Genomic DNA, 12,690 nt, shown 5'->3' on the forward strand with positions numbered 1-12,690 from the left:
CTTTTGCTGCGTACATACGTACCAGCAATGGGATTTACTCGACCTGCCGCCATTCCTTCGGAATGTCCTCCGGTACGTACGTACACGGCGAATCTCCGTAAAACCCATTTATATGAGGTCGTGCAATGGCTTCCACTCCCATGAATCCCCAAACCCGCCGTCCGGCAGAGTTGGTGATATTGTTGCAATGTTCCAGATTGAATCTCCCGGCATTGGCAATCATGGCGTCGCTGAAGCTGCGGGCTTTCAGCGGTGCAAGGGAATTTTCTTCGCACCACATCCGGTAGATTTCATAGAAATCCTTGGAACTGATGGACGCATCCGCTTTACGCTGGATGTATCCCTCGGAATCCATGAAATCAAAGATATTGTTGTTGTCACGCTTGACCGCTTCCCGGTTTTCCCGGATACGCTCACTCTCCGTAAACTTAAAGTTGTTGGCAACAAGCCGCTGTAAGCCTTCAAATGCCCACAGGAAGATACCCTCGGATTCGGCTTTCATCTTCTCCGCAAGGTCGGGATCGTCAGCTCTGTCCACTGGCTTTTCCTTGGTGGTCAGCACAAGCTGTCTGCGATAAAATCCGTCACTGCGGTCATACAAGGCTTGCAGATCACCGTTGCTGAATGCCAGCAATCGGGCGAACATCCAACCCTGATAACTCTGCTTGCCTTTGCGTTCCAAATCCATCTTGCCCTGTGCGGTGACAATGGATTTTACATAGTTGGTCTGGCGCAGAGCTTCCATCCGCATATCATCATCCACGCACAGGAGAATGTGTTCCAAATCGGCACGGGCGAAGCGGTTTTCAGAAATCTTGCCGATGCTGCCGTCTTTCATATTCGTGCCGAAGATGGTAGACAGTACCGCACCGATTTGAGATTTACCCTCGCCGCCGTTGCCTTTAATCACCATCATGCGCTGCCCCTTGTTGGAGGGAATCAGGCAATAGCCGATAAACTCCTGCAAAGTTGGAATGTCCTCGGCGTAAAGCAACCCATCCAGAAAGTTCAGCCAGATCACCGGCGCAGTAGCATCGGGATTGTAAGCAACCGGCAAACGGCTCCGCACGATAGCCGGTCTGCCCTCGGTAAATGTGCCGTTCAATAGCAGCGTACCGTTGGACAAATGAATCCGATCCTGCTCCGGTGGAAAGTCCGGCACTTGCGCTTCCAGTTTCAGCACTTCCAGAATGTTGGTGATCTTCCGGGGGATATTGTTTACGGCACAGAATTTCAGCTTGTCGTAAATCTCCCCACGCAGAGGAAGATCGTCCGTCACTCGACCATCGGGCGTGAAAAAAGCTCCGTTTGCGAAGATGATCCTGCGCTCTTGCAGAAATTCTTCACAAAACAGAGCTTCGTTGATGTTCTGCCCGTCAAACCACATGGGCAAGTTCATATCAGGCGTTTTCCGGTTCTTCGCCATGGTGCGCCACCTCCTTTTTCTTTCGTGCGGTATACTCTTGCAGAAAAGCAATTTTGCCGTCCTGCATCAGCTTGTCCACCAATGCCACCCGTTCTTCCAGATCACCCACCGTCAGCACATCTGCCATATATTCGATATGGCAGTGCATCTGGCAGGCTTCCACAAAACGGTCATCCAGAGCATCTTCCGGTGTCTTGGGAGCATAGCGCACTTTCCAATCTTCCAACAGATGCAAATAATCCGTCAGCACCCGGAAGCACAGCATTTCATCCTCCCGGAACTGACGGATATAGGGACGCTTCGGCTTGACCATAGCTGCGGCAGTGGGCGGTTTCGGGTCAAGCCCGAAGTCCAAAGCCAGCTTTTGCGCTGCTTCATAACTGCTCAGATTGAACAGCCTTGCCACAAGGTCGATCACATCCCCTTTGGCTCCGCAGCCGAAGCAGAAAAAATAGTCCTCATTCAGCTTCAAGCTCGGATGCCTGTCGTTGTGGAACGGGCAGCAAGCCATGCCGTTGTGGCTCACTTTCAGCCCGTAGTGTTCGGCGGCTTGCTTGACGCTGATTGCCGCCTTGATGGTTTCATAGATTGTCATAGAAAACCCTCCGTTCATAATATTCTGGAAAGCACGAAGCACCCGCCGTGATTGGCAGGTGCTTCGCTCCTTCTATTATGGTTATGACGGATTTTTCAAAAAACAGGCTAATGACAGGACAAGCCTGTTTCAAAAAACAGGACAACTTATCTGAGGACGTAGATTTCTTCACATTTACATGATATAATTAGAAAAATGAAAAAACAGGACAGGAGGGCAAGCATGAATCAAGAATTGATGACATTGGATTTCTGGCAGGATACGGTCATATATGAGAGCAAAACATTTCCTGTCGGTACACTTGCCTGTGATGCACTGAATGTTCCTGTGAATACCATTGCAAAAATAAACGAGCAATGCGAGAAAATCAATCTGCTGCTTGGAATATTAAACGCCGGACAGGATGCTTCTGCACTCTGTCCTATTGCAAAGGAAGCTGCTCTGACGATGCTCGATATTCTCAGTCAAACACCGCCGTTCTCCTATATGAATATCTCAAAGCACAGAGAACGGATTGAAAAAGTCTTTACTGTGGACAATGCGCTGAAATATGTGGAGTTTGCCATAAAAGCCGCAACCAATTCTTTGCAATTTGAAGAAATCCAGAACTTTACCGATGCGATGATGCTCCAACGCTATACCGCAGTTTTCGGGCATCTGGCATACTCCCTTGGGGAATACCAAACGGCCATGCTTGATTTTGCAGAAAAAACAGACGGCAACGAAGCAGACCGCACCGCAGAGGGTTTTGCAAAAATGTTCGGCAGCTATTTCCCGCCGGAGTTTTCCATCACGGAAGGCAATGCCTGGATGTCTACCCTGAACAATTCCGTTCAGTATGTATCCGTCATCCGTCCCGGCGAAAAAGTTGCGAAGCTGGTCAAGCGGATGCACTATGTATCCTTTGTAGGGATGTTCCGGTCTGATCTCTTTGAGGGCCTGTGTGTTGGTCATGCACCGAAGAAATGCAAAATCTGCGGCAAGTGGTTTCTGACCACCAACGCACGGCACGCCAAATACTGTGGCGGCTATGCACCGGGGGACAAGCTGCACCGCACCTGTCGGCAGATCGGCAACCTGAAAGGCAGAGAACAACGGGAGCTTGCGGACGATCATCCGGTGAAACAGATTTATGAGAAACGGCTGAACACCATAAACCGCTATGTGAAGCGTGGTACTCTGGACGCTGATCTTGCAGAGGTTATGAAAAAGCTGGCAAAAGATAAGATGCTCCGGGCATTGAGCAATGTAGCCTATGCCAAGGGAGCTTATGAAAAAGAAATGGACCAGGCGGCTTTGAAAAAGGAAGCAAGTGCAAAAATATACAAAGAAAGGGACAAACATGAATAGAAAAGAACTTAGTCAGAATCATTGGAAATACTACTTAATGCTCGAAAAGCGTTTTGTTGAATCAATAGAGTTTGTAGAACTACATGAGGACAATTTTGATGCATTTTCTAACGGATATGCCCTCTTAATTCAAGCCATAGGGGCAGAGTTGGATACTGTATTCAAAGAGTTTTGCAGTTTCAATACAACGGATCGAAAAACGGTTGCAGACTATGCACAGTATATTTTGACCAACACACCGGATATAAAAAATCAAAAAATCAGTGTACAGGAATACGATATCGAAATACAACCGTTTATGAATTGGGATATTACCCAGCCCGCACAGTCGTTGCAATGGTGGGGAGCATTTACAGATGTCAAGCACAACCGCTATGAGCAGTTGAAGCAAGCAAAGCAGGAGAATGTACTAAATATCTTGGGAGCTTTGTATTTGATAGAAATGTTGTACTTGAAGAAAATCACTGATGGGACAGACGAATTTGATGTGTTTGATGAATCTTCCAACTTGTTTAGTTTGAAAAACTGGACTTCTAAGGCTGTGCCGCTGAGCCAAGCTTTTGCCGTGCTAAGTGATATGATGGACGACGAAAATAATACTACTAACAAAAAGTTCGATGCATAATTACTGTCGATATTGATAGAGAAAGAACCGAAAGGAGGTGCGCTATGCTGAGTGATTTTTCATGGGACATGACCGGATACATACCAAAACACGCTGTCAATCCGCACGGTGACGGCATCATTCCTTATGCGGCAGAGCGCATCTTCCAACTGGAACCGGAGCCTCCAGCGGTGGGCAATCTGAACGAATATATCCTGTCTGCCTTGCAGGAAAAGAATTTGATATATTTCTCATTCTTCCTACACCACTACGAGCCGCAGCTTAACAAGCGCATCAAAGACTTTCTCGGTGTGGATGGCGGCGATCTGTACGACACAAACCGATTTATAGATATAAAGCTCTCCTGCCGGGAGCAAATGCTCCAAAAGCTGATGGACTATGACCTTGCCAAGGGTGCAGAGTATGCTACATACATTTTCCCGTTCATCCGGGATGCTATGCTCCGTTTTCGCATGGGCGAAGAAAAATGGTCGGTGTCCTCTCTGACCAATTACAAAATGGTGCGGTCAATGGCTTGGCTGTACCACAATACCAAGGATGCGGTCAACGAATTTTCCAAGAAATACAACTGCGATCTTGCCCTTGCGGAAGAATATCTGAAAGTTGTCCGTGGAATCCGCAATCAGCAGCCTTTCTATGTCACAGACGAGGACGGCGAAGAAACAGGCGAGGATGTAGCCCTTGACGATAGCTGGAACTATACCGATATCCTCTGGAACGGCATACAGGCAGAAAAGGTGCAGCGGGCATTTGAGAAACTGAATTACCGGGAACAGACCTTGCTCGAAAAACGGTTAGCAATTTGCATGACCTGTGGGCGTGTCAGCTCATGGAAAGACCGCCCCACCTTTGAAGAACTGGCGGTTATGTTTGAGGGCAGTACAGCCAGCGGTGCAGAACGAGCCTACCGAAAAGCAGTGGACAAGTTGACGGAATTGTTGGTTGCCGAGGGCGCAATCCATGCAGTCCGGCTAAAACAGAAATCCAAGATCAAGCGAAAAAAGAAAATCGCCGCCGCAATCTACGAATATCAGGCAGACTGCGACGGCGAATGGGGCGAAGTATCATTAGATTTTGAGAACGGCAAGGCAGAGGTCATTTTGCTTGCCGATTGGGATACAGTGAAAACAAACAAATTTGCAAGCAGAGCAATCGCCTATCTTCTGAACTGTGAGAACGAAAAATTACCCAAGGAAATAATGGTGGCCTTTGAATAACGAGGGAGTGAGATACATGGAACAATTATTGATTATTGAAGATGATATAGGGTTGAATCAGGGTTTAAGTAAAGCACTGAAAGCAGATGACCGTCAGATCATTTCCTGCCAAGACCTAAAAGCGGCGAAGGAACAGCTGCTTTGCGGCGGTGTATCCCTGATCCTGCTGGATATCAATCTGCCGGATGGCAGTGGGCTTGAGCTGCTCCGGGAGGTCAAGGAAAACACACCCTATATTCCTGTTATTCTGCTGACTGCCAATGACACCGATCTGGACATCGTAGACGGACTGGAGAGGGGCGCTGATGATTATATTACCAAGCCCTTTTCTCTTTCGGTTTTGCGTGCAAGGGTGAATACCCAACTGCGAAAGCAAGTGTCAAACCATAAAAATGCGCCGTTCCATATGGATCTATTTCACTTTGACTTTGAGGCTATGACCTTTTATGTGGGAGATTCAAAAGTTGAATTGAGCAAAACAGAACAAAAATTACTGCGTCTGCTTGTTGAAAACCGAGGCCGAACCATGACCCGTGGAGACCTTGTCGACCGGATCTGGACAGATGGCGCAGAATATGTGGATGAAAATGCTTTGTCTGTTACGATCAAGCGTCTGAGGGATAAGCTTGGCGCACAGAAATACATTAAAACCATCTACGGAATCGGTTATAGCTGGGTGACAAAAGATGAATAAAACCGGCATTGTGATCATACTGCTATGTTTTCTGGCGGCGATAGCTGCTGTATTATGGGAGCGGAGGAAGATCAGAAAAACGATGGAAGAAATCGAAAGGATGCTGGACGCTGCCATGACCGGCTCCTTTTCTGAAACCAATTTTGATGAAAGCCAGCTATCTGCATTGGAAACGAAGTTTGCGCACTATCTTTCCGCCGCAGAAGCATCTTCTCAAAATGTAGCGCAGGAAAAAGACAAAATCAAGACCTTGATTGCGGACATTTCCCACCAAACGAAAACGCCGATTGCAAATCTGCTGTTATACAGCGAGCTTTTGATGGAGGAAACTCTGCCTGCATCGGCGAAGGCAAATGTGGAGGCGCTGTACAAACAATCGGAAAAGCTGCGATTTCTGATCGATTCTCTCGTAAAGCTTTCCAGACTGGAAAACGGGATCATTTCACTCTCCCCCCAGCCGGCAGCGCTGCAGCCGCTGCTTGAAAGCGTAGTAGAACAATATGCCGCCAAGGTTTCTGAAAAAGGATTGTCTTTGCAACTGCAAGATACCGATGCTTTTGCTGTATTCGACTTCAAATGGACAGCGGAAGCGCTGGCTAATATCGTAGACAACGCCATCAAATATACAGAGCATGGCACCATTACTATTTCTGCCGTAAGCTATGAAATGTTTGCAAGGATCGATATATCGGATACCGGTTCAGGCATACCGGAAACTGAGCAAGCGAAGATATTTGCTCGCTTTTACCGCTCGAATAGTGTGCAGAAACAAGAAGGGGTCGGCATCGGCTTATACCTTGCCCGACAGATCATATCCGGCGAGGGCGGTTATATCAAGGTTGCTTCCGTTCCGGGAAAAGGAAGTACGTTTTCCATATTTCTGCCGAAATAACAACAATTCTATCAAAACTGTTAGATTTCATTTTCCGCCGGAAAGAATGTGGAAAGATTCCTATGCGATAATCTGTATGTATCAAAGGATCATTTCCTTTCATACATACAGATTTTTTCATGGAGGTACTCATTTATGGAAGTTTTACAGGCAAAAAACCTGAAAAAGATTTATGGCTCCGGCAATAACGCAGTTCATGCGTTGGATGGAGTTGATTTAAGTGTAAAGAAGGGCGAATTTGTTGCAATTGTCGGCACATCCGGCTCCGGCAAATCCACGCTGCTGCACATGCTGGGCGGGCTGGATCGCCCTACAAGTGGCACGGTCATGGTGGACGGACAGGATATTTTCTCCCTGAAGGAGGAAGCGCTGACCATCTTCCGCCGCAGGAAAATCGGCTTTGTGTTCCAAGCATATAATCTTGTTCCGGTGCTGAATGTGTATGAAAATATTGTTCTACCCATTGAGCTGGACGGTGGCAAGGTCAATAAGGATTTCGTACAGCAAATTGTACAGACACTTGGGCTGGATGATCGTCTGGATGCCCTGCCCAATCAGCTCTCCGGCGGTCAGCAGCAGCGAGTAGCCATTGCCCGTGCGCTGGCGGCAGCACCCGCTATCATTCTGGCAGATGAACCCACCGGCAATCTGGATTCCAAAACCAGCCAGGATGTATTGAGCCTTTTGAAAGTCACCAGTCAAAAGTTCGCCCAGACAATCGTAATGATCACTCACAACGAAGAAATTGCGCAGATGGCAGACCGCATTATCCGTATCGAAGATGGTCGGATCGTCTCCCAGAACTAACGGGAGGTGGCTACGATGAATGTCAAAAACAGAAAATGTATTCGAAAGCTCAGCTTAAAATCTCTTTATGCGAACCGTCGCCGCAATCTGATCGCTATTTTTGCCATTGCGCTGACAACGCTGCTATTTACGTCCATGTTCACCATTGTCTTGTCGTTGAACGCCAGTTATGAAACCTACCAGTTTCGGCAGGTAGGTGGCTATGCACACGGTACCTTTAAGGATGTTTCCCCCGAGCAGGCGGAACGTATCGCTGCCCACCCAAAGGTGAAGGCTGCGGGGGTACGGAAGGTAATCGGTATCACTGCGGAGGGGGTCTTTGCCAAAATACCGGCAGAGATCAGCTACATGGATGCCAACTGCACTAAATGGAGCTATGCAACCCCTACTACCGGACGGATGCCCGAAAGCGGCAAAGAGGTAACCATGGATACGGCAGCGTTGCAGCTGCTTGGCGTAACGCCGGAGCTGGGCGCCGAGGTCACGGTTTCCTATTCCATTACGGACAAGGATCAAACCGCCTTTACTGTAACAGATACCTTTACGCTGGTAGGCTATTGGGACTATGATGAACTAATGCCTGTTCACTACATCAACATCAGCCGTGATTACGCAGATGACATCGAAGCGCAGGCAGTGAAAACAGGGCTACAGCCCTTCCGCACTGACCTGAATGTCATGATGGCTTCCAGTACAAACATTCAAGGGCAGATGGAGCAGGTGGATACCGATCTCGGCTACACATGGGACAGCTATACCGATCCCAACAGCGTTCGAATCGGCGTCAACTGGGGATATACCTCATCCCAGCTGGAGTCGCAGCTCGATCCGGAACTTGTGATCGCCATAGCAGCTTTTTTGCTGCTGGTGATTTTCACCGGGTATCTTATCATCTATAACATTTTCCAGATCTCTGTTGCGGGGGATATCCGGTTTTACGGGCTTCTGAAAACCATTGGCACAACGCCCCGGCAGCTCAAACGCATCATTCGCCAGCAGGCACTTCTGCTTTGTCTGATCGGCATTCCGGCGGGGCTGCTGTTGGGCTATGGCATTGGCGCTGTTCTGGTGCCTGTTGTCTTGCGCTCCACCCAGTTGGATGCAGGCATCACCACCATCAGCACTTCGCCTGTGATCTTTGTTGGCTCCGTGCTGTTTGCCCTGCTGACGGTGCTTTTGTCCTGCTCCAAGCCCGGGAAAATGGCAGCCAGGGTTTCTCCGGTGGAGGCTACCAAATATACAGATGCGATGCAGACCAAGAAAAAACAGCGCAGCACCCGGGGAGCGAAGCTCCATCAGATGGCCTTTGCCAATCTGGGACGAAACAAAAAAAAGACGGTGCTGGTGGTGGTGTCTCTGGCACTGTCGGTGACGCTGTTCAATGCACTGTGTGCCTTTGTGGGCGGCTTCAGCATGGAGAAGTATGTATCCTTCATGACCTGCGCCGATTTTATCGTCAGCACGCCCGACTATTTCCATTACAACCCGGCAGATGAATTCATCACGCCGGAACAGATCGAAGAGATCGCAGCAAACACAAAGTCCAGTCTTTCCGGCACGGGATATGCTGTGCGAAAACCCGTATATCTTTGGATGACGGAGGATGCTCTGCGGCAGGACTATGCATTGTTCGAAAGTGCTGAGCAGGTGGACAGCCATATGAGCCGCATGGAGCACCGGGGCAATATGGTGATGGGAAAGACCAGAATTGAGGCTTTGGATAACAGCCTGTTTGACAAGCTGCAAGTATTCGACGGAGATATTTCTCCTATGCTGGAGCCAAACAATAACGCTATTGCCATTGCGGTTTCCTTAGATGACTACGGCAATCTGCCCAATCCTGAATACTACCCCAAGGTGGGAGACACGATTACCGCTACCTATACGGACGATGTGAAATATATCGACAGCCGCACCGGGGAACTCTGCACCGAAGATACACCGGAGGAGTACCTTCAGGAAAAACTGTATGGAGCCAGAGATGTAGAGTACACGGTCTGCGCCTTGGTAGAGCTTCCGTTTTCCATGAGTTATCGTTATGATGGTATTGGATATGAGGCGGTTTTGTCTGTGGATACCGCACAGAGGGACAGCGGTGGTGCGGCCATTCCGATGCTCTACCTGTTCGACACAGCGGACGAAGTTGACGAGGCCGAAGCAGAGCAATATCTATCGAAGCTCACTGCCGGTGAGTTTTCGCCCTTGATGTATGAAAGCAAGGCCACGGCTCGCTCTGAATTTGCTCAGTTCCGGCAGATGTTCCTTCTGATAGGTGGTATCCTCTGTGCTATCATTGGGCTGGTGGGACTCTTAAATTTCTTCAACGCCATGATGACCGGTATTCTTTCCCGCCGCCGTGAATTTGCTGTGCTTCAGGCTGTAGGAATGACAAACCGGCAGCTCAAAACCATGCTGATCTACGAGGGGTTGTTTTACGCAATGTCTTCTGTAGCGGCGGCCTTTATTCTGTCGCTGGCGGTGGGACCTCTTGCGGGAAAAATGCTGGGCAGTATGTTCTGGTTCTTTGAGTATCGATTCACCATTCTGCCTGTCCTGCTGACAATTCCGGTATTTCTTCTGCTGGGGTGGCTGATTCCTTGCATGATGTATGACAATGCAGCGAAATGCAGTGTTGTAGAGCAATTAAGGGATGCTCAATAACTGTTAAGCAAAAAACGGCCCTCTGCCAAGGAAAAGGCAGAGGGCTGAGTTTTAATCTAAGGGTTTACATTCAGTTACAGTTTTTAGATAAATTTCGGGATCACCGTTCAAGATCAAGTCTGCATATCCAACCGGATCATTGTAGATTAGATAATCCAGTTCTGACCGTTGATACATATTGTCAGCAACCTCATTCTCCACGGCGATGGTATCAATGGCAATCATGCTGCCATCTAAAAATTTCAGTTCCACACAAGCGGTATCCATGTTAAACTCACAAGAAATCAATCTATCCATAAGAAACCTCCACTTTGCTGGATGTTAGATCATCCCAAAATATTTGAATGCTTCTCGGATTGCTTTCTCTTTTTCCGGCGGACACTGGGGCTGTCTGGAATCCTCGGATTTCGGCAGATTATAGTTTTTGCCTACCTCAATCCCACATTTCCGTTTAATCTGTGAGATATAGAGGTTGGATACCTTTAATCCGCTATGTTCCAGTACATAGTCCTTGATCTGCGTGTAGGTTGCCCCATCTTGGAACTCCGACATATCCATATCTTCCAAAGAGAACTCAACCCGAATCTTTTTCGAGTCGACCTCGCCCTTGGAAAGCAAGACAACCGTCTCACAATTTCCCGTCGCAGGGAACATGTCCACGCACTGCACTTTCTTCACCTGATAACCTCTCGCCTGCAGCACTTCAAGATCTCTTACTAAGCTGGTCGGTTTACAGGAAATATAGACCATCTGCGGCACATTATAGCGGATGATTTTCTCCAGTGCTTTCGGATGGATTCCATCTCTTGGCGGATCAAGTACGATATAATCCGGTTTTTCCCCGATCGTATCGATCACTTTTAATACATCTCCCGCGATAAATTCGCAGTTGGTAAGTCCGTTTAAAGCTGCATTCTCCCTTGCAGCCACAACAGCTTCCTCCACGATCTCCACACCGATCACTTTCTTTGCAACCGGAGAAAGTATCTGTGCGATTGTTCCGGTTCCGGAATACAGGTCAAATACTGTCTGATTCGCCTCATCGTCGAGCGCATCCCCGATAAATTCACGTGCAGTCTGATAGAGTACTTCTGCACCAAGGGAATTTGTCTGGAAAAAGGAAAATGGTGTGATCTTAAACTTCAGACCAAGCAGTTCCTCATAAAAGAAGTCCTGTCCAAATAAAATATCTGTCCCCTCATTTTTGATCGTATCGGCAACGCTGTCATTTTTTGTATGAAGAATTCCTTTTAGCACACCGTCATATTTTTCCTCACAAAGTTTTTTCACCCAGCCTTCTAATAATGCACTTTCATTTTCCCCACTAAGTTCCTCCATCTGTGTAGTTGTCACAAGGTCAACTAAAATCTCTCCTGTTTTTGCTGCTTTTCTCACAAGAAAATGACGGAGATACCCAGTGTGACGGAGTTTATGATAAAATGGAATCTGTTTTTCCTTAAAATATTCCAACGTGATCTTAAGCACACGACGGAAATCTTCGTCTACGATCTGGCACTCTCCTACATTTACGATATCATAAAAACTGCCGCGTTTGTGCATTCCAAGTGCCAACGGACCATCCTTATATTCATCTCCAAATGAAAACTCCATCTTGTTGCGGTATGCTTTTGGTCTTGGACTTGCTTTGATTGGTAAAAACTCATATCCCTTATTTTCTTCAGTGATGACTGCGTCGATCAGGTCTTTGACCTGCTTTTCTTTCATCTTAAGCTGTTGCTCATATGGAAGGCTCTGGAATGTACAGCCACCACAGATCCCATAATGAACACATCCAGGTTCTGGCAGCTCCAGTGCAGATTTTTCCAATATTTCAAGCAGTCGTCCTTCGCATTTTCCTTTTCTGACCTTATTGACTGCTGCTGATACTTTCTGTCCCATGATCGCATTTTTTACGATCACACGTGTACCATCTTCCGTTCTTAAAATTCCTTTATTCGGGAAATCCACCCTTTCTATGATTCCTTCTACGATCTGCCCTTTTTTCATAACCAGTTCCTTTCTTTTTCTATTAACACAAACTAAAAAGGGCTGCAACACTGCAGCCCCCTAAGATATTTCTTACTCTTCTGTTTTTTCCTCTGCTGGCTCTTCTGCTTTGTCGTCATCTTCTTCGTCTTCAAAGAAATCATCATCAAAATCATCCTCGAAGTCATCCTCAAAATCTTCCAGATAATCCGGTGCAAAGAAACGATAGATTCCATAAACTACTGCTGCCACTGCGGCAATAATTCCGATAATCGCAAATACCCAGACAACTTTGGAAGCTTTCTTCTCTTCCTCTGCTTCTTTTTTATTCAGCAGTTCGTTTAATCTTGAAATGTTAACTAAATCTTTTAAATCGTCCATCTTGTTCATAGGGCTCCCCTCCTTCTATTTTAAGACTGCTGTATCTCACAGTCATA

12 protein-coding genes are annotated in these 12,690 nt (G+C 47.4%); 7 read left to right on the forward strand and 5 right to left on the reverse strand.

The genetic code is table 11. The annotated features are described in order from the left end of the window. Positions 1 to 34 precede the first annotated feature (34 nt). Together ACDD58_RS04270 and ACDD58_RS04275 are read right to left on the reverse strand one after the other, a co-directional pair. On the reverse strand, positions 35 to 1,426 hold the full coding sequence (locus ACDD58_RS04270; RefSeq protein WP_186898961.1) for a phage/plasmid primase, P4 family: 1,392 nt from the start codon (positions 1,424 to 1,426) through the stop codon (positions 35 to 37). Then, positions 1,401 to 2,021 (reverse strand): CHC2 zinc finger domain-containing protein, encoded by a 621-nt coding sequence (locus ACDD58_RS04275; RefSeq protein ID WP_039996408.1) that lies wholly within the window; start codon positions 2,019 to 2,021, stop codon positions 1,401 to 1,403. The genes ACDD58_RS04270 and ACDD58_RS04275 overlap by 26 nt, the downstream gene beginning before the upstream one ends. Positions 2,022 to 2,243: 222 nt before the next feature. On the opposite strand from ACDD58_RS04275, the gene ACDD58_RS04280 reads away from it, so the two are divergent. The 7 genes from ACDD58_RS04280 (at position 2,244) to ACDD58_RS04310 (ending at position 10,267) form a co-directional block, all read left to right on the forward strand. Next, entirely contained in the window at positions 2,244 to 3,371 is a 1,128-nt protein-coding gene (locus ACDD58_RS04280) for a DUF6076 domain-containing protein (RefSeq protein WP_186898962.1), read from the forward strand. Then, positions 3,364 to 3,996, forward strand: a complete 633-nt coding sequence (locus ACDD58_RS04285) for a hypothetical protein (protein WP_119623799.1) — start codon at positions 3,364 to 3,366, stop codon at positions 3,994 to 3,996. The genes ACDD58_RS04280 and ACDD58_RS04285 overlap by 8 nt, the downstream gene beginning before the upstream one ends. A gap of 44 nt (positions 3,997 to 4,040) precedes the next feature. Then, the gene (locus tag ACDD58_RS04290) at positions 4,041 to 5,213 is read left to right on the forward strand and encodes a hypothetical protein (protein WP_119623800.1); all 1,173 of its coding nucleotides are present in this window, start codon (positions 4,041 to 4,043) and stop codon (positions 5,211 to 5,213) included. A gap of 16 nt (positions 5,214 to 5,229) precedes the next feature. Then, on the forward strand, positions 5,230 to 5,907 hold the full coding sequence (locus tag ACDD58_RS04295) for a response regulator transcription factor (protein ID WP_119623801.1): 678 nt from the start codon (positions 5,230 to 5,232) through the stop codon (positions 5,905 to 5,907). Then, a complete protein-coding gene (locus ACDD58_RS04300) occupies positions 5,900 to 6,799 on the forward strand; it encodes a sensor histidine kinase KdpD (RefSeq protein WP_119623802.1) in 900 nt (299 codons plus the stop codon). Before ACDD58_RS04295 ends, ACDD58_RS04300 begins: the two co-directional genes overlap by 8 nt. A gap of 135 nt (positions 6,800 to 6,934) precedes the next feature. Then, entirely contained in the window at positions 6,935 to 7,606 is a 672-nt protein-coding gene (locus tag ACDD58_RS04305; protein ID WP_006858253.1) for an ABC transporter ATP-binding protein, read from the forward strand. Between the two features lie 15 nt (positions 7,607 to 7,621). Beyond that, a complete protein-coding gene (locus tag ACDD58_RS04310; RefSeq protein ID WP_370776015.1) occupies positions 7,622 to 10,267 on the forward strand; it encodes an ABC transporter permease in 2,646 nt (881 codons plus the stop codon). Positions 10,268 to 10,318: 51 nt separating this feature from the next. Here the strand turns inward: ACDD58_RS04310 and ACDD58_RS04315 are convergent, their stop codons facing one another. The 3 genes from ACDD58_RS04315 to ACDD58_RS04325 form a co-directional block, all read right to left on the reverse strand. Then, positions 10,319 to 10,564 carry a DUF6061 family protein gene (locus ACDD58_RS04315; RefSeq protein ID WP_021683568.1) on the reverse strand — a complete coding sequence of 82 codons (246 nt, stop codon included), beginning with the start codon at positions 10,562 to 10,564 and terminating at the stop codon, positions 10,319 to 10,321. 24 nt (positions 10,565 to 10,588) lie between these two features. Then, positions 10,589 to 12,274, reverse strand: a complete 1,686-nt coding sequence (rlmD, locus tag ACDD58_RS04320) for a 23S rRNA (uracil(1939)-C(5))-methyltransferase RlmD (RefSeq protein WP_370776018.1) — start codon at positions 12,272 to 12,274, stop codon at positions 10,589 to 10,591. Between the two features lie 72 nt (positions 12,275 to 12,346). Beyond that, positions 12,347 to 12,643 (reverse strand): hypothetical protein, encoded by a 297-nt coding sequence (locus tag ACDD58_RS04325; RefSeq protein ID WP_370776020.1) that lies wholly within the window; start codon positions 12,641 to 12,643, stop codon positions 12,347 to 12,349. Positions 12,644 to 12,690: the final 47 nt, after the last annotated feature.

Source organism: Roseburia sp. (genome assembly GCF_041325975.1).
Lineage (GTDB): Bacteria > Bacillota > Clostridia > Lachnospirales > Lachnospiraceae > Roseburia > Roseburia rectibacter.